Annotated in this window: 17 protein-coding genes and 1 pseudogene; 11 read left to right on the top strand and 7 right to left on the bottom strand. The window is 49.4% G+C overall.

Annotation, left to right across the window (positions count from 1 at the left end):
• The first annotated feature begins 14 nt into the window (after positions 1-14).
• The gene (locus BN1247_RS09305) at positions 15-743 is read left to right on the top strand and encodes a sensor histidine kinase (protein WP_054950133.1); all 729 of its coding nucleotides are present in this window, start codon (positions 15-17) and stop codon (positions 741-743) included.
• 185 nt (positions 744-928) lie between these two features.
• On the opposite strand, the gene BN1247_RS09300 is transcribed toward BN1247_RS09305, so the two are convergent.
• Complete coding sequence (locus BN1247_RS09300) at positions 929-3,190, bottom strand: GDYXXLXY domain-containing protein (RefSeq protein WP_054950132.1); 2,262 nt, start codon at positions 3,188-3,190, stop codon at positions 929-931.
• Between the two features lie 322 nt (positions 3,191-3,512).
• Here BN1247_RS09300 and BN1247_RS09295 point away from each other — a divergent pair, with 322 nt between their 5' ends.
• Positions 3,513-4,799, top strand: a complete 1,287-nt coding sequence (locus tag BN1247_RS09295; protein WP_054951588.1) for a YjiH family protein — start codon at positions 3,513-3,515, stop codon at positions 4,797-4,799.
• A gap of 308 nt (positions 4,800-5,107) precedes the next feature.
• On the opposite strand, the gene argH is transcribed toward BN1247_RS09295, so the two are convergent.
• The 5 genes and pseudogenes from argH to BN1247_RS09275 form a co-directional block, all read right to left on the bottom strand.
• Entirely contained in the window at positions 5,108-6,634 is a 1,527-nt protein-coding gene (gene argH, locus BN1247_RS09290) for an argininosuccinate lyase (RefSeq protein ID WP_054950131.1), read from the bottom strand.
• 123 nt (positions 6,635-6,757) lie between these two features.
• A complete protein-coding gene (locus BN1247_RS09285; RefSeq protein WP_054951587.1) occupies positions 6,758-8,488 on the bottom strand; it encodes an ABC transporter permease in 1,731 nt (576 codons plus the stop codon).
• Positions 8,489-8,493: 5 nt separating this feature from the next.
• On the bottom strand, positions 8,494-8,640 hold the full coding sequence (locus BN1247_RS18570) for a hypothetical protein (RefSeq protein WP_390622068.1): 147 nt from the start codon (positions 8,638-8,640) through the stop codon (positions 8,494-8,496).
• Positions 8,641-8,874: 234 nt separating this feature from the next.
• A pseudogene (locus BN1247_RS09280) lies at positions 8,875-9,792 on the bottom strand (ABC transporter ATP-binding protein); the annotation flags it as partial.
• Positions 9,793-9,815: 23 nt separating this feature from the next.
• Positions 9,816-10,928 carry an extracellular solute-binding protein gene (locus tag BN1247_RS09275; RefSeq protein ID WP_054950129.1) on the bottom strand — a complete coding sequence of 371 codons (1,113 nt, stop codon included), beginning with the start codon at positions 10,926-10,928 and terminating at the stop codon, positions 9,816-9,818.
• Positions 10,929-11,459: 531 nt separating this feature from the next.
• Between BN1247_RS09275 and BN1247_RS09270 the strand changes: the two genes are divergently transcribed.
• The 4 genes from BN1247_RS09270 to BN1247_RS09255 all read left to right on the top strand — a co-directional run bounded on the left by BN1247_RS09270 (position 11,460) and on the right by BN1247_RS09255 (position 16,848).
• Positions 11,460-13,961: an NEW3 domain-containing protein gene (locus BN1247_RS09270; protein ID WP_054950128.1), complete on the top strand. Its 2,502-nt coding sequence runs from the start codon at positions 11,460-11,462 to the stop codon at positions 13,959-13,961.
• A 220-nt stretch (positions 13,962-14,181) separates the two neighbouring features.
• Positions 14,182-14,430 carry a hypothetical protein gene (locus BN1247_RS09265; RefSeq protein WP_390622040.1) on the top strand — a complete coding sequence of 83 codons (249 nt, stop codon included), beginning with the start codon at positions 14,182-14,184 and terminating at the stop codon, positions 14,428-14,430.
• 122 nt (positions 14,431-14,552) lie between these two features.
• The gene (locus BN1247_RS09260) at positions 14,553-16,058 is read left to right on the top strand and encodes a sodium:solute symporter family protein (RefSeq protein WP_054950126.1); all 1,506 of its coding nucleotides are present in this window, start codon (positions 14,553-14,555) and stop codon (positions 16,056-16,058) included.
• A 403-nt stretch (positions 16,059-16,461) separates the two neighbouring features.
• On the top strand, positions 16,462-16,848 hold the full coding sequence (locus BN1247_RS09255; RefSeq protein ID WP_054950125.1) for an OsmC family protein: 387 nt from the start codon (positions 16,462-16,464) through the stop codon (positions 16,846-16,848).
• A 240-nt stretch (positions 16,849-17,088) separates the two neighbouring features.
• On the opposite strand, the gene BN1247_RS09250 is transcribed toward BN1247_RS09255, so the two are convergent.
• Positions 17,089-17,670, bottom strand: a complete 582-nt coding sequence (locus tag BN1247_RS09250) for an LOG family protein (RefSeq protein ID WP_054950124.1) — start codon at positions 17,668-17,670, stop codon at positions 17,089-17,091.
• Positions 17,671-17,895: 225 nt separating this feature from the next.
• Between BN1247_RS09250 and BN1247_RS09245 the strand changes: the two genes are divergently transcribed.
• The 5 genes from BN1247_RS09245 to BN1247_RS09230 all read left to right on the top strand — a co-directional run bounded on the left by BN1247_RS09245 (position 17,896) and on the right by BN1247_RS09230 (position 21,346).
• The gene (locus tag BN1247_RS09245) at positions 17,896-18,219 is read left to right on the top strand and encodes a MazG nucleotide pyrophosphohydrolase domain-containing protein (RefSeq protein ID WP_054950123.1); all 324 of its coding nucleotides are present in this window, start codon (positions 17,896-17,898) and stop codon (positions 18,217-18,219) included.
• A gap of 48 nt (positions 18,220-18,267) precedes the next feature.
• Positions 18,268-18,426, top strand: coding sequence for a hypothetical protein (locus BN1247_RS17980; protein ID WP_187119759.1), 159 nt, complete (start codon positions 18,268-18,270; stop codon positions 18,424-18,426).
• 275 nt (positions 18,427-18,701) lie between these two features.
• Entirely contained in the window at positions 18,702-19,013 is a 312-nt protein-coding gene (locus BN1247_RS09240) for a transposase (RefSeq protein ID WP_054948915.1), read from the top strand.
• On the top strand, positions 19,004-19,930 hold the full coding sequence (locus tag BN1247_RS09235; protein WP_054948914.1) for an IS3 family transposase: 927 nt from the start codon (positions 19,004-19,006) through the stop codon (positions 19,928-19,930). The genes BN1247_RS09240 and BN1247_RS09235 overlap by 10 nt, the downstream gene beginning before the upstream one ends.
• Before the next feature lie 165 nt (positions 19,931-20,095).
• A complete protein-coding gene (locus tag BN1247_RS09230) occupies positions 20,096-21,346 on the top strand; it encodes a sensor histidine kinase (RefSeq protein ID WP_082415873.1) in 1,251 nt (416 codons plus the stop codon).
• Positions 21,347-21,392 lie beyond the last annotated feature (46 nt).

Here is a 21,392-nt window from a genome sequence, read left to right as displayed (position 1 = left end):
GAATATGCGTAAAAATGGCACGTTACACTGATCAGTCCACGTATAAAGAAGAACTGTACCGTGTAAAGCTCGACCTAATGCATACGCTCGGCCACGAATTAAAGACGCCGCTCACGGGTGTGTTAGGGTTGACCGAGTTAATGTTGCATCAATCGCTACCTGCGCAAAGGCAGCAGAAGTACCTCGCAGCGATTTATAAAGAGGTACACCGTCTCGTCCAACTCGTGAACGATTTGCTCGACGTCGAACAACTCGACGTCGAGCAGATAGAGGCAGCAAAACCGATAGTACAAAAGCAGCGCATCGACATGGCGGATATTGTCACAGAGGCCATGACACCGTTAAATTTGTACACGAATCGGCATACGCTACTGCTCGAGCGAAGAACGGAAGATGCGAACGTAACAGCCGATCCCTCTAAGATCAAGCAAGTGTTATACAATTTACTCAGTAACGCGATCAAGTACTCTCCCGACGGCGGGCGCGTTTTGGTGCGACTGTACAAGGACGATCGTCATATGTGCGTCGACGTAGCCGATGAAGGAATCGGGATTCCACCGCACGTATTCCCACTCCTATTCCGCAAATATTATCGCGTCGCCGATGCCGCACATAAAGGGATTGCTGGCACCGGCCTCGGTTTGGCTATTGCGCGTGAAATTGTCGCCGCCCACGGTGGTAGAATCGACGTTAAGTCTGAATGGGGCAAGGGAAGTACGTTCACGGTGAAACTACCAATTTAAACCGACTTAAAAAAACGCCTGTCAAAAACTTATCGCGATAAATCGCGGAAAAGTTCATCACTGTGATACACGCGTCATACGCGTGATTTTTACGAAAAAACAACATTGTACCGAAAGAAAGAAGCGCCCGCCCCCCCTTGAATTCGGAGAGCGAGCGCTTTTGTCGATCATTTTTTCCTTTTCCGCTACGGCAGCGGATACCTTACTAACGTTTCTAAAAGTGCATCCCCGTTTTTTGCCACTTTGACAATCGCGACGTTCATTTGCTCCCACTTACGCCCTGTCCCTTCCGGAACAAAGAAATGCTCGATCCCTAAAACGAGTTGTCCGTGCTTTATTTCCCCGCGTAGGAAAATCGGCGCATCGTCATCGTCGCCGCCCTGTCGCTCTGCACGCACATTGTAACCTTTGCGCCACTTCGCACGCGGAATGATTGCCGATCCTGTATACAGGGGAATATACTCGCCGTTGTAACGCACAGATTGTGCATCGTCCGCTGTTAACATGACGTGAACGGCGCCATTTTCATTAAAGTAGGGTAGGGCTCTCCCTAAGTCGTAGCTTAAGTTGACATAGTCACCTTGGAACATGGAACGGGGATCGACCGGCGCTAATTTCAATGCGATGCTTGTTCCTTCTTTTAGTAAAGTTTCTTTCTGGTAAACGGTCACCCCGACGAAGACAAGTTGTGCGACAAGTACAGCAACGATTCCCCACCAACGGATGCGCGCTACAGTTACGGCGGTATTTTTCTTTTTGTTCAAGATGAAAAAGAGGGCAAAGCAAATCGCACTAAGCAAAAGTAAAGTGAGCGATTTATGCAGTAGCGACCATAAGTATTCGTAGTACATCCACATAATAAACGTGGCGAGCGCTGCCCAAGTAAACCAACGTAACATGCGTGACGCGGTGAACGGTTTATACAGTTGCCACAATAAAAAAGCGACAGCGAGCAAACGGTAAACAACGGTGAGCCATAGCGACGGTTGGAAAGACAAGAATGCGAGATCAAATAACATGGCAACTGAGAGGACGTAAGCGACTAAACGTAAACTCATCGTGTGGAATTTGTAACAAATGAATACGTTCCAAGCGACTAACGCGATGACACACAGATCGGCGATTACGAGCGGCACATTGATTGTTATAAAAAGAGAATAAATAAACTTGATCAGTGTCCATTGATTGGCAACGTAAAAGATCACTGCCCATTTGTATTTGAGTATCGCCAAGGAAAAGGCAGCGAAGATGACGACGGTTACGAGATAGGAGATAACAGAAAATTCTAGTGCGTACAGATACAATAAGCAACTGCCGCTTGCGGCGAGTGTTGCCCTTACAACCGTCAGCAACGGGTGCGTAATAAGTAACGAACCGCTGATCGACACAATCCCGAGCAGCAAGAAAAACATCGATAAATTGTCCGCACCTAAAAACAACAAAATAAATGCAGCTATTATAAGCAGTGCCACGATCGTTCCAAGCAAAGAAAATACAGTGACGAAAAAATAGTACGTCGCGTTCACCCATTTGTTCGACTGTCCTTGCGACTTAGTCGACTTCGTTCGGTTAAGTACCTTTAAACTAAACCGACTCAACGTAAACAGTACGACAAGCATAAGTATACGTAGAAACAGCGAGTCACCAAAAAATTGGTAAAATATATAAAACACGTTGTAAACGACATAAACATCGAAAAATAAGAGGTGAACCGCGAACACGAGCGGATGGAAGTTTTTCGTACGGAACAAATGACGTGCGATGAGAACCATGACAGCGATGTATAATAGGTGGAACAGCGGAAAAATCGTTTGGGCGAATTGATCAGGAGTAGCGAAAGACCCCTCCCAGTTCGCTAACACGTCATAAAATGGATGCTTCACCAAGCGGCTAACGATACTCAACTGTGCGACCGCTAACAAAACGTGCGATATGTGCTGTAACTGTACCCGCTGACTGCCATAATAAAGCAATAAATGAAACAACACAATGGCACTAAATATGTACGTGTCTTCCCAGATGTCGTAAATAAAGAAGAAGCCGCTCGGATATACTTTTAGCCATATCGTGCACTCCAGCAGTAGTAAGGACAACCAATAAAAGGGTGTGTATCGCGTCCATAGCGCCATAACTAATGCCGGTACTAACCAGATTAAAAACAAGACATACGAGTCAGCGTGCGAGTTGTACATTTGTCCGAGCAAGGCAACGCTTACCCCGAAAGAAATGGTAGCAAAGACGAGCCACCAGCGGGACAAATAACGCATGTCGTTCGTTCGCTCATACACCCATGCAGCAAGGTAGCCGCATACGATCAACAGCAAACTCAATAAAATCTTCGTCGGACGATCCATAAGCGGCCAGTTCGTAGCAAAAAAATAAATAATGGCGGCGACTAAAAAAATTAAACCTAACAAGTAAGTCGTATGTGCGCGCCTTTCCTCCATTCACCTTTCCTCCTTATTTTGAATCTATTTGTAGGATTTATCATAGTCTAACATACGGTGCGTTTAAATGAAAGTGCTTTCTTTGTTTTTTGCTAGTATGAATAAAAAAGGTAAATAAACACAGTTGTCAGCTGCAGTGAGAGTGTGTATAATTATGCATATTGATGTAAGGTGATACGAAATCGATTCGTATACACTTAGATTCGTTTGGATCTGGGGGAGGAAAATGGACAACAACGCACAGCCGTTACACAGTGCGGACAGTCGTACACTTGCTGTCGCTAAAGACTATACAGCAAAAAATGTTACTAAGTTTATCGTCATGTCAATGCTTGGGATTTTCTTATTTATGATCCCTATTTCATGGAAAGGGGACGTCTCTATTCCAGTCGCCTTGGTAGCGAATTGGGTCGAAGGGACGATCGCGGAGACGCTCCCGTACATTTCGGTCTTTTTTTTGCTCGTCACGGGAATGTTATCGTTAATTGCGAAGGTAGCTAAACCGTCGTTCATCGCGAACAACGCCTATTTAAAAGGGCTGTTTGACGTCGGACCGTTTTGGTTGACGGCACGCGTGTTAGGGATGTTTTTTGCGCTGACGACATTGTTTCAAATCGGTCCAGAAATCTTTTGGGCAGACGACGCATTTGGCCTTGTGACGTTTTTAACGGTTATCTTTTTATTTGCCGGCTCATTATTACCGCTGTTACTCGACTTTGGTCTCTTGGAGTTAGTCGGGGTGTTAATGACGAAAGTGATGCGGCCGCTGTTTACGTTACCAGGGCGGTCGGCGATCGACTGTTTGACATCGTGGCTCGGAGACGGCACGGTCGGCGTCTTGCTTACGAGCAAGCAGTATGAGGAAGGGTACTATACGCAGCGGGAAGCAGCGGTGATCGGCACGACGTTCTCACTCGTATCGATTACGTTCAGTATCGTCATTATCGGTTACGTCGGGTTGGAGCATTTGTTTGTGCCGTTTTACTTGACCATCGTCGTTGCAGGGGTCATCGCCGCTTTAATTATGCCGCGCATTCCGCCGTTGTCGCGCAAGCCGGACACGTATTACGAAGCGGCGAGCCAACAAAACTCCGAAGTCGTACCAGAAAATATGTCTTTGTTTCAATGGGGGATGCGCCAAGCCGCGTCGCGCGCCAAGCAGAGCAGTGTGGCGACCGTCGCCCAAAAAGGGATGCGCAACGTGGTCGACATGTGGGTCGGGGTGCTACCGTTCGTGATGGCGTTGGCGGCATTAGCAAACATTATTGCCGAGCACACACCGGTTTTTAAGTTTATTGGGGCGGTGTTTATTCCGATCTTATCGCTCTTAAATGTCCCGGAAGCGTCGGCTGCTGCACAAACGGTCATCGTCGGGTTTGCCGACATGTTTCTGCCCGTCGTCATCGCTAAGAAGACGATTGCGAACGAATTTACTTTGTTCGTCATCGCCTGTTTGTCGGTGACCCAGCTCATTTACATGTCGGAAGTGGGTGCATTGTTGCTCGGGTCGAAAATTCCGGTCAACTTTAAGGACTTAGTTATTATCTTTTTTGAACGGACGCTCCTTACATTGCCGATCATCGTCCTGATGGCGTACCTTTTACTATAGGGCGTCTTAAACGAACAATTCTTAACTAACCGTCGACCAATATTACGTCTTACGGTAGACCCTGTCTTACGGTAGACCCCTAATATACGTTTTATGATAGGTCTTCGCATCTATCTTACGGTCAATCGGTCTATAAAGTTTACAAGAAACACGTGTTCGTGGCTGTATCTGTGAAGTGAACGCGTGTTTCTTTTTTTATCCTAACAGTTATGCAATGTAACTGACAGCACCCTGTCGATTATGAATATTGGCATAAATTACGAATCTGCGATCGTATGAAGACCGTGTCCATACCCGGCCGAGCCCCGCTAGCGTGAGCGAATAAGCGATCGTACACGCTGTTGCAACGACGTTGCGGCCTCAGCGAGCTCAATTTTTTTCTGTTTCCAAAACGCGGTGTCCTTTTCCCACGATTGCCTACGTTGGGTGAGCATGCGTTTCACTTCTTTCGCATTTGGTCCGCCTGGTCGGTTTCGCACATGCACGAAATAGGCCGGGTCGCTTAGGCGGGCCAATTCGGTCGATGTCATGGCAACGTCACCGTACCCGAACTTTTCGAAGATCGGTGTCAAATGGACGGGAGTTAACTCATACATTTCTAATCCGCGGGCACACGCTTCCTTAGCGACGGCACTCGTGATGTGGTGGGCACTACGAAAGGGAATGCTGTAGTTGCGAACGAGTGTGTCCGCCAACTCCGTAATCGTAATAAAGCCTTCTTTCGCCCGTTTTGCGAGTAGCGCTTTGTCGATGTGTAACGTGCGCACGACGACATTCAGGAGCGATAAGACGCGCACCGCTTTATGCATGGCGCGGTAAAGGTGTGGTTGTAAATCATCCTCTGTGTCGACAATGTCCCCGAAGGGCGTATTGTGCACCATCGTCACAACCCCTTGCGCGTCGGCGATGGCGCTACTGGCTAGGGCGCGCGAATGTTCGAGGGAGACCGGGTTGCGCTTTTGCGGCATAATACTGCTTATTTGTACATACGGGTCGGCGACGCGAACCGCGGCGAACTCGCGGGTACAAAAAAGGAGCAGATCTTGTACCCAGCGACCGATATTCGTCATTAATGTTGCAACGGAAGTTGCTGTCTCAAGTAAATAGTCGGCGCCGCCGATGGCATCGTACGAATTTTCGACGAGTCCGTCGAAGCCGAGTAACGCTTTTACTTGTTCTCGGGAGATGGGGAATCCGGTCGTCGTTAGGGCGGCAGCGCCGAGCGGGCTTTGATTGACGGTTAGAAAGGCGTGTTTGAGCCTCTCTGTGTCCCGTGTGAGCACGTCGAACATCGCCAGTGTGTAGTGTCCAAACGTCGTCGGTTGGGCAGGCTGTGTATGCGTATAGGCGGGCATGACAGTGTGTATGTGTTCGTGTGCTTTTTGTAAGAGTGCTTCCCGCAATTGAAGGACACTGTCGATGACGTGTAGCAGTTTTTCCCGTAAAACGAGGCGGTACATCGCAACGCCTAAATCGTTACGACTGCGCCCGATGTGCATATTTCCAGCGACTTCTGGACCGACTTTCTCCGTAATCTTAGCTTCTACCATGAAAAATAAATCTTCGTATTGCGGGTCGTATTGCCAGGCGGCCTGCGGGTTTGTCGCAACTTCTTCAATCGCTTGGAGCAATTTGGTCGTATGGGCGCGGGAGATGAGGCCGCGTGTGCCGAGCATTAACACGTGGGCGCGGTGTACAGCAAACATGGCTGCGAATAAATGGTCGCGCTGGTCGTTAAAGACGTGTTTGAGTACGTGCTCCGCATATGTTTTCCCGGGAAATGTTGCCCCTTCACCTGCGGTGGAGTCTCGGTTGGGATTTCGGTCGGGAGCCATTGAATCATCCTTTCTAAAGAAGTGTTTTTTTATAAAAAGTGAAGGGCATGAACGCGTTACTTCGTGTCCCTACACTTGGTTCCCTTCATCGTCGTCTGTCCACACAAAGTCTTTTTTATATCTTTATAACAGAGGTTGCTCGCCCTTGACGCCAAAAAATTTGTTGGAAATGAATAGTACTGCAGCGATTAACACTATTTGGTACACCGCATAGGCAGAAGCCTGACCTAAATTAGACATCCGCAATTGGTTCATAATTTCAATCGAGATCGGGCGGTTAGAAATCGTATACAGCAACACGGATGACACGAACTCACCGACCGCCGTGACGAACGCGAGCAACGTTCCTGCCATTAATCCGGGCAAGATGAGCGGAAAAATGACGCGTCGAAAGGTGTAAAACCATTTGGCACCTAAATTGCGGGCTGCCTCTTCGAGCGAATCGTCGACTTGCTCGAGCGCGGCGTTCGTCGAACGGACGACGAGTGGGATGTGGCGGACGAAGTAGGCGAGTGGCAAAATCCAAAAGGTACCGACTAATACGTTGCCGAGGGCGAAGGGCGTTTTCGTGTTAAAGGCGAAAATCAAATTCATCGCTACGACGGTTGCTGGAAGTGCCCACGGCAGCATGACCAGTATGTCGACGGCGTTCTTACCGACAAATTTACGCTTCACTAACAAATAGGAGACGAGCAGCCCGAATAGGAAGTTACAGACGGTGGCTATAGTCGCCATCCACAAACTATTTTTGACTGGTTCCCAAATGGTCGGGTCTTCCATTAACGAGCGGTAGTTGTCGAAGTTAAACACAGTCGGATACGTTTGCCACGTCCACGTACCTTCGGGAACGAGTGACAATACGATGATCGTTAGGTGCGGAAGGAGCAGCACGACGAGCAAGACGATGCCGAATGTGACGAGACTCCACTTCAGCCACGGATTGGACACTTCGCTGCGGTGGCCGCTTACCCCTTTGGTCGTCACTTGGTAGTCGCGCAAGCCTTGATACCAGCGCATGAACAGCAGAAAGCTGATCGAGATGACCGAAAGGACGACCGATTGTGCCGCTGCCATCTCCAAGTCGCCGTTCATTTTGGCAAAATATATTTGCAAACTGAGCACGCGGTACCCGCCGGCGAGCATAAACGGTGCGCTAAACGACGCCATCGAGGTCATAAATACGAGCAGTGAGCCGGCGACGAGTGCAGGCGTGAGTAAAGGTAACGTCACTTTAAAAAAGACGGTGACCCGGTTGGCGCCCAAATTGTATGCCGCCTCCTCTAGTGCAGGGTCAATGTTGTTAATCGTCGCAGAGACCGTCATGTAAAAGTACACGTACATCGTATACGTGTGGACGAGTAAAATACCGGAAACGCCGCCAATGCTGAACGGCACGTTATCGAGGTGAAACAAATCTTTTAAGGCACTCGGGATTAGTCCGGTTTCCCCGTATAAAAACATGAAGGACATCACCCCGACGAGGGAAGGTAGGACGATCGGCATGATCGCCGCAGTCGCAAAAAAAGAGCGCCCCGGAAATTGATACCGGTTAAAAATGAAGGCGAGGGGGACACCGACGCAAGCGCTGAAGATGACACTCAAGACGGAGATGTACACGCTATTCCAGAGCGCTTCTAAATACGTTCCCGTTTCTGCACCGAAAAAATGGGCATAATTCGTCAGGCCAAACGCGCCATCCTTCGTAAAGAAACTTTCCCACAACGTTTTAAACGAAGGGTAGAGGACGAAAGCGACGAGTACGTATAAGACGGGCAGGAGCAAGACGTACGTGAGCGCGCGATCAGAACATAAATAGTTCCAAACGGGAGGGCGTCCAGGGTCGAGCTGTGGCAGGAGCTTTAACTGTTTGGAATGAGACGCAGCCCTGTGCTCGGAATTTGAAACCACGTCGTGTCACCCTCTTTCACTTGCGCAACCGAATGCCGACAGTTCAACATCATCGCGCGGAGAGAGGCACCGCCGTCTAGTTCGACGATGCAGTTCACCGCCGAGCCTGTAAACTGAACGCGTTTCACGCGCCCTTGTACGGTATTCGCGAGTGACGGATGCCCGTACGATGTATTATCGTTAGACGTGTTCGCGTTCGACGTATTTCTATAACGCGAGTTTCCTCGTACCACATGTTCGCTCACTGTGCCTCCGTTTGCGTCGTTTGCCAGTCCTCTCCCAACCGACTCATTCGCAAGCCCCTTCGGCCGTTCCTCGTCCACCGACTTATTCGTCAGCTCTATCGTCCCTTCACCGTTTCTAAACGCTAGCTCTACCGCTTCCGGACGGATCGACAAGGAAACGTTGTCGTTCCCGGGCTGCAAGTCGACGTCGCCAATCGTTTCGCCTGAGCGAAGGACGATTAACGTATGTCCACTGTCGGTACGCACGGTGACGCGGTCAGCGGATACATCGGTAATCGTGCAGGGCAGTAAGCTTGTTTCCCCGACGAAGCGCGCGATGAACGCGTTGCGCGGGTAATTGTATATGTCGGACGGCGTGCCGATTTGTTGACACACCCCTTCGTTAAACACGGCCATGCGATCGCTCATCGTAAGCGCCTCCACTTGATCGTGGGTGACGTAAATCGTCGTAATGCCGAGTTCCCGCTGTAAGCTTTGAATTTCACCGCGCATTTCGTCGCGCAAACGCGCATCTAAATTCGATAGCGGTTCGTCGAGCAACAAAATATCGGGGCGGATGACGAGGGCGCGTGCCAACGCCACCCGTTGTTGCTGGCCGCCGCTCAACTGTCCGATGCGCCTTGCGCCGTATGCACTGAGGCGAACCATCTCTAGCGCTTCGTACACCCGTCGCTTAAGTTCATGCTTACTGACGTTGCGCACTTTCAATCCAAAGGCGACATTTTCAAACACGGTCATGTGTGGAAAGAGGGCATAGTTTTGAAAAACCATGCCCGTATTGCGCTTGTTAGGTGGTACTAACGTCATGTCCCGCGCGTTAAAGAAGACGCGGCCGGCCGTAGGATAGTAAAAACCGGCCACCATTCGCAAGGTCGTCGTTTTACCGCAGCCGCTCGGACCGAGTAAAGTAAAAAATTCGCCGTTCTCAATACTTAAATTTAGCCGGTCGACGGCGGTGACTGTACCAAATTGTTTGACGACATCTGTTAGTTGAACAGAACTCATACGTGTTCACTCCGATCGATCAATTACTCCTTCACTTCCTTGCTGCCGCTTTTAATTTTCGTATCCCAATAGTCCATCCATTCGTCTTCTTTGTCCTGAAATGTCGCCCAATCGATAGCCATCGGTTTAATTTCGGTTTCGGTAATCCACTTTGGCAGATCGGTGACGTCGTTCCGGGTTGGGATGCGGTAATATTTTTCTGCAAGCAACTTAGTAGCTTCCGGCGTGTTGACGAATTCGTAAAAGGCCTTCGCCGCCTCGGGGTGTTTCGCCCCTTTGAGGAGAGCGATCCCTTCCGTCAACACTGGCGTGCCACTTTTAGGGATGACGAAGTCGAACGGGTAGTTTTTCTCTTCTTTCAACATGACCGTGTCTGGCATGTTCCACACCGTGAGGACTCCTTCGCCGCGGGCGATTTTCGTGTACATCATTTCCGGGTTGGCCGAGTACTCCCGCGTGTTTTTGTCTAACGCTTGCAGCCATTCGTAGCCTTCTTGTGGGTCGTTCGTGTCTTTATACGTTCGCCAGATCATCGCTGAGTAAATCGTGCGCATCGTACCGGAAGCGAGTGGGTAGCGGATGACGATTTTATCTTTCCATTTCGCATCTAATAAATCGTCCCAGTCCTGTGGCACTTCTTCCGCAGATAGTTGTTTGGAGTTGTACATAATGACTTCCGGCGTTTGGCTCGTCCCACTCCAAGAGAAGTCGGGTGCGTGAAACTCTTCCGCTAGCGCACTTGCGTAGGAAGGTTTGTAAGGCTCTAACAGCCCTTCTTCTTTTGCTTGGTCAAACATTACCGAAGGCGCCCCCCACCAAATGTCTGCTTGCGGGTTATCTTTTTCCGAGCGCACCCGATCGAGAATTTCTTGGGAACCTATATCGAGCCACTCGACTTTTACGCCTGGGTGCGCCTCTGTAAATTGTTTTTCGAAGTCGCTCAATATATCTTTGCCGTGTGGGGAGTAGACGACGACTTTTTCCTCTAATTCCTTCGTTCCTTTTCCTTTCGAACCTGTTTCTGTACCTCTTTTGTCTGCTTGACCGCTGTGATCGCTCGGTGCCATGCACCCCAGTAAGCTGCCAAAAACTAAGACGAGCACGAGTGGCAGCACGACCCATTTGACTGTTTTCAAGGAAAATGCCCCCTTTATACGATTCCTTTTTATACGATTCCTTTTCACACACTGTCGTGTGCTTGTAACACGCGTACGACACCTCCTATGACGCTGGCGAGGTCGCCGAGCTTACTCGTACAAATATGTGGGGTTAACGGGGAGAGTTGCCTGATGATCGGTATTCGTTATTGTAATCGGTTTCCCGGAAAAGGTAAAGGACTTTTACGTCTTTTTTCATTATGTTCACTGTTAGGTTTTGCGTAATGTTGCGAAAATGATATGAAGAATTAGGGATGACCTAAGTCATTGGGCCTGACCTAAGTCATTAAATATAACGTGGAAGCGCTTTTTTTAAGGGTATGCACATGCTAGTATGAGACAGTAGACACCGTGGTGTTTCACTTTTATATAGTTGTATAGGGATACATAACGCCCACATTAAACTAGCACGCAGCGGAGGGGTTAAATTTGGGTAGAACGATGAAATTTAAAACAGTCGTATCACTATGTCTTGTGGTGTGTTTACTTGTCGCTAGCTCGTGGTGGTCGATGTCGTCTTCCGTTGAAAGCGCAAACGTCGTGAAAGCCGAGATGAACAGGGACGATACAGGTAAGCGTGCATCGACGAATGAAGAAGTTGAGCTATGGAAAGTCGTGCGGCCCCTTGACACCATTGTGAGCTTTATGAATACGGGCGCGCACCCAGACGACGAGTTTAGTGCCCTGTTAGCGTACCTTTCCCTCGGAAAAGGGGTACGTACGAGCAGCGTGATTGCCAACCGCGGCGAAGGTGGGCAAAACGAGATCGGCAACGAGTTAGGGAACGGCTTAGGAATCGTTCGCTCACTCGAGTTGCAAGAAGCGTCGAAAGTGACGAACATCCATTTGTCGCAACTGAGTCGTGAGCTGGATGATGCCATTTACGATTTCGGATTCTCCAAATCCCCGGAAGAAACGCTAGAAAAATGGGGCGAGGAAGTGACTTACGAACGGCTCGTTCGCGAGATCCGCGAACAGCGGCCAGACATATTGTATCCGTCATTTAGGGATGTCCCATCCCAGCACGGCCATCATCGCGCCATGAATCAACTGACGGTGCGCGCGTTTCGCGATGCGGCAGATCCAGCTGTATTTCCGGAACAGTTGGCGGAAGGACTAAGCCCTTGGCAACCGCGCAAACTGTACTTACCGGGAACGAAGGAAGAAGAAACGTTGCGCTTTAATATTGGTACCGTCGATGCCGTCTACGGAAAGACGTATCCGCAACTGGGCGAGGACTCGCGCTACTTACACAAAAGCCAAGGCATGGGTCGCGATCTACCGGTAGAAGACTACTATGTGTCGCTCTATTTGGCTGACAGTGTCGTCAACTCGGGTCGCGAACGAACGATCTTTGACGCGTTGCCGTACGATTTTGCCGACTATGGGAAAGGGTTGTCTAGTAAGAAGTGGAAAAAGGCGCTCCCGGCGTATCAACGACAGTTGGATCGCGTCGTTGCGGCTTATCCGAATAAAGACAACATCGTTAAGCAGGGGCGAAAGGCATTGCAAGAGACGCGAGCTTTGTTGAAGGCCGTCGACAAAGACCGCCGGCAATTGCCTGAGGATACGCGGGTAGACCTAATGCATCGACTGCTAGTGAAAGAGCAACAGCTGCAACGGGCAAGTGCTGTCGCATCCGATGTACAGCTCACCTTACAGCCAAAAAACATGCAACTGACGCGTGGCGCGGAAACAGACGTCACGTTTACGGTTCACAATAAAGGTGCCTACGCATTAACGAATGTGCAAGTTAAGCCGATCGTACCGAAAGGGTGGGAAGTGACACGTGTCAAAAAAATTGCCCGGGTGAAGCCTGGTGAAAAACGACAGCTTTCCTTTAGAGTGAAAGTGGCGAAGGATGCCTCGTTTTTCCGCCCCTACGACGATGCGGTTTTACGGGCGACAGTCAGTTATTCGTTAAAAGGTGTGCGCATCGCCGAACAAGTCAATCCCGCGAATACGGTCGCCGTATTACCGGACTTCGGTTTACAGCTCACCCCCGAGAAAACGATGTTCAACTCGGAGAAAAACGGTGAGTCACTTTCCGTACAGGCGCGAGTGACGAACTATGTGAACGGACGAAACGACGGCTATATCGCGGTCAATGCGCCCGACGGTTGGCGTGTCGCACCGGAGCGAATAAATGTCGCGTTCAAGAAGCAAGGGGAGCAAAAGGATGTGCGCTTTGTCCTCACGCCAACAGCAGACACGACGCCCGGGACGTATACAATCGACGTGACGGCGCACAATGCGAAGGGCAGCAGTTTTTCTGCGCAAGTGCAACCCATTCAGTACGATCACATCGGGAGGAGCTATTGGTTGAGAGACAGCCAAGTAACTGTCGAGGCTTTCCCGCTGAAGATGGTGGAAGGGTTAAAAGTAGGCTACGTAGACAGCGGCTTTGACGGCGTAGCTGAGGCGCTTAAGCAAGCGGGCATGGACGTTACACTCCTCTCCGAGAGGGATCTTGCAAGTGGCGATCTGTCACGCTACGATACGATCGTCGTCGGCATTCGCGCTTATTTAAGTCGCGACGATTTGCGGGCGCACAACGATCGTTTGCTCGACTATGTCAAACGGGGCGGTCACGTCGTCATGCAATACCATAAACCGGGAGACAACTGGTCGCCACAGTTGTCCCCGTTCCCGCTGCAACCTGGCGAACCGTCAATCCAGTGGCGCGTGACCGATGAAACAGCACCGGTGACGATTTTGGCGCCAGAACACCCTGTTTTCCACGCTCCTAATGCGATTGCGGAAGCCGACTTTAACGGCTGGGTCCAAGAGCGCGGACTTTACTTCCCGTCGAGTTGGGATAAGGCGTACACACCGCTGTTGTCGATGGCCGATCCCGGCGAAGAGCCGTTTACCGGTGGATTGCTCACCGCCAATTACGGGGAAGGCAGTTACGTCTATACGAGCTTAGTGTGGTACCGACAAATTCAAAGCCAAATTCCTGGTGGCTATCGCATGTTCGTTAACTTGATTAGTTACCCGCATGTGCAGTAAGGACGATGAATGTAGATACAATGAAGATGCTATGAAGTAAGATTTAATGAAAAGCGGATGGGGAAGGTTCCCTATCCGCTTTTTTGTCGAATACTCACATTAGACACTATACGGACGCTTTCTGGAGACGTGATCCGGACATTTTCTGGCGGTACTGTTGCACTTTAAGGCGACACTCTGCTAAAATAGATGAAATCATTGTGTGATTAATGTAAGGAGGATGGTTGTGTCTAGTCGTAAAATAAAAGAACCGATCCGCAAGAAGTGGATTTGGATCGTACTCGCTCTCATTTTGCTTGCAGGTGTGCCGTGGTATTTGCCGACGGGAACGATTGAACCACTTATTCTCGGTTTTCCGTACTGGGCGTTTATTTCGATCGTTTTTTCAGTCGTTTTATCCGCTTATTTAAGTTGGCTCTGCTTAACGCAGTGGCACATCGTCGAAGACGAAGAAGAAACCGGAAACTGACAGGACATTTTTGCTGTCAAATCTAGTGACAAATCTAGTATGCGAATGATCATCAAGCAAATTTACATCAATTAGACTTACCAACAATACTTACACTAGTAAAGCAAGAAGGTGTGAATAGAATGGAACTCGCGTTTTCAGGCATCGACGCCATTATGATATTGGTTGCTTACGCCGTCGTGATGTTGCTCATCGGTTTTTTCTCGGGGCGGGGGCAGTCAGATCTCCACGAAAGTATGACGAATTATTACTTAGCCGGTAAAAATCTCGGCATTATCGCGCTCTTTTTTACGTTATTTGCGACGCAGTACAGCGGAAACAACGTCGTCGGCTATGCGCCAACTGCTTATCGGATGGGCTTCTCCTGGTGGCAGTCGGTCACTTTTATGACAATAATTATCGGAATTTATTTGCTGTTTGCGCCGCGACTGTACGTCATTTCAAAAAAGCGGCAGTTTGTCACGCCGACGGAATGGCTCGACCACCGCTTCCGATCTAAAGGCGTTTCGATTCTCGCAATCTTTTTCATGTTGTGGGGGCTCGGCAATTACTTGCTCGAACAGCTCGTCGCGATCGGCCAGGGCATTTCGGGGTTAACGGGGAATACGATTCCGTACCAAATTGCCGTCGTCGCCTTTGTGCTCGTCATGCTCGCGTATGAGTGGATGGGTGGCATGCGCGCGGTCGCTTTAACAGACGTGATGCAAGGGATCGCGTTGCTCGTCGGTATCTTTGTCTTGCTCGTGGGCGGTTTGTACTTAGTTGGCGGTGACTTCAGCAGCGTCACGTCGTACATCGTCGCACACGAACCGCAAAAAGCGAGTGTGCCACCGCTCGAGGCTTCCGTCAACTGGCTCAGTATGTTGCTCCTTGTCGGCTTCGGTGCGGCGATGTACCCGCACGCGATCCAGCGCATTTACTCGGCGGAAAGCGAGCGCACGTTGAAACGCTCTTTTGCTCGCATGGCGTGGATGCCGCTCATTACGACTGGTTTAGTATTTTTGGTCGGGCTAATCGGCATCGTCCTCTTTCCTGGGTTGGATCAAGAGGGGTCAGAACAACTCGTCGGCTTAATTGCGAACAAAGTTGCCGGAATTAACGGCTTTTTCTACTGGATGATGGTGCTCCTGTTTGGCGGGATCATTGCCGCAATTGTCTCGACAGCCGATTCGGCGCTGCTCAGTTTTTCGTCGATGATTTCGAAAGATGTGTATGCGCGCTTTATTAACCCTGACGCTTCAGAAAAGCGAAAAATTATGGTCGGTAAAGTAACGGGCGTGGTCGCTGTCGCCGTGTTACTTGTGATTGCGTGGTACCCGCCGGCGACGCTGTACGATATCTTCGTGTTAAAGCTCGAATTGCTCATTCAAGTTGCCCCTGCTTTCATTTTAGGTCTATATTGGAAGCGACTGGCGGCGGGACCGGTCTTTTGGGGGATGTTAGCGGGGGGAGCGCTCGCCGGATTTATGACGATCGCCAAAATTAAGACGTTCGCCGGAATTCACGGCGGTATCTTGGGATTGCTGTTGAATGTGCTCATTTGTGTCGTCGGTTCGTATCTCGTATCGGTGTCCCGCGAGCAACAGCGGCACGTGCACGCGTTAGTCACGATGGATGGGGAGCGATAGTTTTTTAATAATCCCCCCAACTTTAGGCTACACGTAGTTGCGAGCGGAATCAGTACCAGCCGTAACTAATGTAGCGGAAAGCTGTCGACGTCGCCTATCATCTTACGATTTGCTGCGTATGTTTAGCGTATGTTTACAGTCAACACATGACGGTAGCGATTTCAACTGTTCCTTCGTGGTGACATTCCGTGTAAGTGTTTTATCGTTTACGTCAGCGTCGCGGTTTCGTATAATTGTACCGACAGGAGGTTAAGTCGCATCCGAATGATAGGCCACGTTGTGTGTCTATTTCTAAGGTGTTGCTTAATCGTTTGACGTCTGGTGACAGTGTTCGCAGTTAGCCCTTTTAAAGGTCACTGTCCGCAAGAAGCAACCAACTGTAGACTGTAGGAGTGGTGCTTACGTGAAGTTGAGGATGAAGGAAAACGGGTTTGTGACGGAGACGGGATTCGGGGAATTGGCGATTTCGGGGGACGAGGCGTACGGTTTCCGCCCTTTTCAACTAATGGCAGCGTCGATCGCCGGTTGTAGCGCCGGCGTGTTAAGAAAAGTATTAGAGAAAATGCGACTGTCGGTGAGTGACATTCACGTGTCGGTCGACGTTGCGCGGAACGAAGCGGAAGCAAACCGCATTGAGAAGATCCACCTCCACTTCGTCGTCAAAGGTGAACAGTTAAAGCAGGAGAAAGTCGTTAAGGCGATGGAAGTGGCGAAAAAAAATTGTGCGATGGTGCAGTCGGTGAGTGGCAGGATCGTCGTGACGGAGACGTGCGAAGTCGTTTCAGCGTGATGGGGAAGCGTCATGCGTACGTGCGACGTAGAAGTGCCGTGTCGCGCCGATGTAAAGATCGCGAAGATAAGCTGGAGTCGGGAAACAGCCTGTTCCACTCTTATGTAGGGTGGAACTATTTTTTTGGGGGATGAGGGCGGATTTGGTAAAGAAGTGGAGGGCACAGTACTCTGTACAACGTCATAATGAATAGGGCACAGAGCACTGGCTGACCATGCCGTCAATCGTCGTTAATCGCCGTCAATCGTCCAACTCACGCCATTTGTTCACTTGCTGTGGCCGCTGGAAGTGAAGCATTTTTTCGATTAGTGACTGTGGCTCGGCGGCGACGACGAAAAGTTTGGCGTGTTCCGGATGGATGAACTCTGCCGCCACTGCTTGTGAAACCATCTGCACGAGCGGATCGTAAAAGCCGGCGATATTTAACAGGCCAATCGGTTTTTGGTGAATGCCGATTTGGGACCAGCAAATTGCTTCGAATAGTTCCTCGAATGTGCCGTAGCCACCAGGTAAAGCGATGAACGCATCGGCTAATTCGCTCATTTTTGCTTTTCGTTCGTGCATCGTCGTTACTTCGATGAGTTCAGTTAATTGGTCGTGCACGATTTCGCCGCGAAACAAGCCCCGCGGCATGACGCCGATCACTTCACCACCTTGGGTAAGTACTGCATTCGCGAGGCGCCCCATGAGCCCAACTTGGGAGCCACCGTAAACGAGTCCGTATTGGCGCGTCGCGATTTCATTCCCGAGGGCGACCGCCAGTTGCTCGTATTCCGCTTTATTGCCTACATTGGAACCAGAAAATACACATATGCGTTTCACTCTCAACAACTCCTATCTCCAATCACATACGCGTAGTAAATTAAACGTCCACCACACACGCTTGGCTAAATGTATATCGCTTATCTAACGGCGCCTACGACGGCGTCTATGCCATAGCATCTACTATATAACGCCAAGTTAATGGTGTGAACGCCAAAATATAGTATACTATAAAGGCATAAAACACAACAGGTTGATTTTTTACTAGTAGTTAGGGAGAGTGCCATGTCGATTAACGAATCGAAAGTGTGGATTGAAAATTTTTACAAGCAGCGGAAGTGGTCGGAATACGGGCCGTTCGAGCGGGTCACCTTTTTGATGGAAGAGGTCGGGGAAATTGCGCAGGCGGTGCGCGCGTACGAAATTGGCAGGGATCGACCCGACGAGCATGCGAAGACACTGCAGGAGTTAGAAGATGATCTGCGTGAGGAGTGCGGCGACGTCCTCGTAAACTTAATTATTCTCATGGACATGTACGGATTCTCGTTAGAGGAAGTGTTAGAGGGGCACCGTGAAAAGCTCACGCACCGCTTTAAGAATTGTACGTAGAAAAACAGTATAAGGAATAGCAGCGATCCTGAAAGGTTTTTTGACCGCGTGTTCGCGTCTCATTTTGCCTATAAGTACGAAGGTTTGTTACAAGTCGGCTTGCCGATGACGGAAAAAGGACGGGGTGATTTACCCGGTCCTTTTGCAAGTTTGTTTGAAACAGAAGATCTTGCCCCCGTAACTGCTGTTTTTGTCTTTTACAGTTGACAATGAGAAATTCTTCTGGGGACTGTTTCGCCGTTCTGTTCTCTCTTGGACTTTCTCGCTATAATTTTGGCTACGGGAGGGTGGTCTTGGTGTGCAACTTTATGAATCTGCCGCTGCGGATGAAGCTAATCGTTATCTTCATTCCAATCGCTTTGTTACCGCTTTTATTGTTAGGTTTTTTCTCTTATCAAAAATCAGCTCTATTAAGCCCCTATAGTAACTTGGACATCACTAAACACTTTAAGTTATACTAGTGATGAAAGGGGCAGAATCAAATGAAACGCCGTCAGTTCACCAAGGAATTTAAAATCCAAGTCGCAAAGGAAGCCATGGAGGTTGGTAACCAAGCGCTAGTTGCTCGCCGCTATGATCTCGGTTCTAACTTGCTTAACCGATGGGTTCGCGAATATAAGGACGGGCACTACGGGGACGTCCCGATCGAATCCGCCCAACCACGCGAATTCAGTGATCTTGCTCAGGAAAATGATCAGCTAAAACGGTTGTTGGGCGAAAAGGATTTAGAAATTGCCATTTTGCGTGATCTTGTAAAAAAGCAGCACCCTCACTTGCTGAAAAGATTGAAGTAGCGGACAAGTGGATTTCTAAGGGATACCCGATCCAAACCGTTTTACGGATTGTCCACGTACCGCGTTCCACCTATTACTATCAGAAACACTATCGGGTGAAGGAGAAGAAAGTAAGTGGGGGGAGACCGGCACCAGGTTACTCCTTCACAAACAGCGGGCAAAAAGTGTCCGACGAACAAATTAAAGAATGGCTTATGGAGCTCGTCTCGGGTGATGGCTACGCGTATGGGTACCGAAAATTAACGGTGGCGCTCCGTTCGACGTACGATTTAGTCATTAATAAGAAAAAAGTGTACCGTCTCTGCAAACGGTTAGGCATCTTACTGCCGCAGCGACGGAAGCGAATCCGCCACCCTAGGCGCCTTGCACGTAACCGCCTCGTTGAGCGATCGAATGAGCTGTGGGAAACAGACATCAAGTATGGGTACATTGCCGGAGAAAACCGCTTTTTCTTCCTGCTTTCCTACATTGACGTTTATGACCGTTCGATTATTGACTATCATGTTGGATTAGCTTGCGAAGGTCAAGACGCTGTTCAGGTGCTACAACGAGCGCTTTCGACACGCGGGCTTCAGGAGGCACAAGAAAAGCCGATCATCCGGACGGACAATGGTCCACAGTTCGTATCTAAAGTATTCGAAGAAGCTTGTGAACACTACGGTTGTGAGCACGAACGTATTCCGCCGAACACACCGAATAAAAATGCCCATATTGAGGCGTTTCATCGGATCGTTGAGGACGAATGCTTCAACAAGTATTCCTTTGAGACGTACGAGGAAGCATATCGTACCGTCATAGGCTTTATGGACTTTTATAACAACCGCCGCATACACGGTAGTATTGGGGACATGAGCCCCGCGCAGTTTTTCCATGCGCATCAAACATCTTCGTTGCGCACGAAAGCCGTTCGACTCTGATCCTTCCCTTTCGTCTTCCAAGCCAACAGCCGCTGTAAGACGTGACGTCAAGGGCGAGCGAAAGCGAGGGCGTAGCCTTTACCCTTGACGGAAGGTCTGAAGCGACTACACTTCTATTGACGAAAGGAAGCGAGAACCAGAGATAACGTGAGCTTGTAGTTATGTATGTCCAGTTTTAAGGGGTTTATCCGAGCTCACATGCTGCAAGAACAAATGAGTGAAGGTGCAGCGCAAAAGTTAAAACAAATCAATAAAAACTTATCCTTTTTTATGGAAGATGTCGCCCATTTATCGATGTACATTTATCGCCATGACGCTGTACAACACATTTTGAACAAACGAGCGGCACGCGACGCAATTGAAAAACATGCCGATTTTAAGCAGATGAATCACTTGTTCGAGACGGTATTAGGGTCGAAAAAGTGGGACGTTAACGTGTACGTGATCGGTTCAAACGGCGATCGCTATTTTACCGGTGAGTACCTTCCGCCGCGCTATGACCGCTATGAGGAACAGTGGGGCATTTTTCGCAAAGCGAAAGCGGCGGACGGAGCTGTCGTGTGGGATACGCATTACAGCATCCGCAAAGTCGATCAACAAGAAATCGTGTTAAGTGCGGCACGCGTCTTAAAAGACGTAGACACGGGTAAGGTGCTCGGCTACATAGTGATCGATATTTTAGAATCGGCGCTTGCCGACATTTACCGTAGTACTGAAGGGGAGCAACTGTTTTTGCTCGATGCACAAGGTTACGTTATTTCTAGTTATCCAAACAAGGCGCCAGTAGGTATGAAGATGGCTTACGACGGTTTACCGCGCATTTTAAAAGGGGACGACGGTTTTTTTGAAACTGATTGGCAAGGTGCCCCGCACATTCTCGTCTACGATACAGCCGAAGCGACGCGCTTTAAAGTGGCTAGTTTTGTACCACTGCAACAAATTAGTGAAAAAAACGACCTCATCCACAAGTTGACGATTACGATCGCAACGTTAGGGTTGTTGTTGTCAGCGTTGTTAGCCTATTTTTTGTCGATGACGGTGACGAGACCGCTAGAGCGATTAACCGCTTTGATGAAAGACGTCGAAGTCGGGAGGCTTGATGTCCGCTTTAAGGCGAAGTACAACGACGATATCGGGATGCTCGGACGCAGTTTTAACCGAATGACGGTGCAGTTGCGTCAATTAATTCGCGAAGGGTATAAGAAACAAGTCCGGCTCAAAGAGTCCGAACTAAAGGCGCTTAAGGCGCAAATCAATCCGCACTTCCTATACAATACGTTGGAAACGGTTAATTGGATGGCAAAGATGAAGGGCGTTACACAAATTAGCCGCATTGTCGTCGCGCTTGCAGAAATGATGCGTTACGCCATCAAAAAGACAGATGATTTAGTGCCGATTTTCGCGAATTTAAGCTAGCAAAAGGACTAGTCAAAGGGAATGTGTCCTTCGACGATCGCACCTA

The organism is Numidum massiliense, assembly GCF_001375555.1.
In the GTDB taxonomy this organism is placed as follows: Bacteria; Bacillota; Bacilli; order Thermoactinomycetales; family Novibacillaceae; genus Numidum; species Numidum massiliense.
This window is presented reverse-complemented; position numbering and strand designations above follow the sequence as displayed.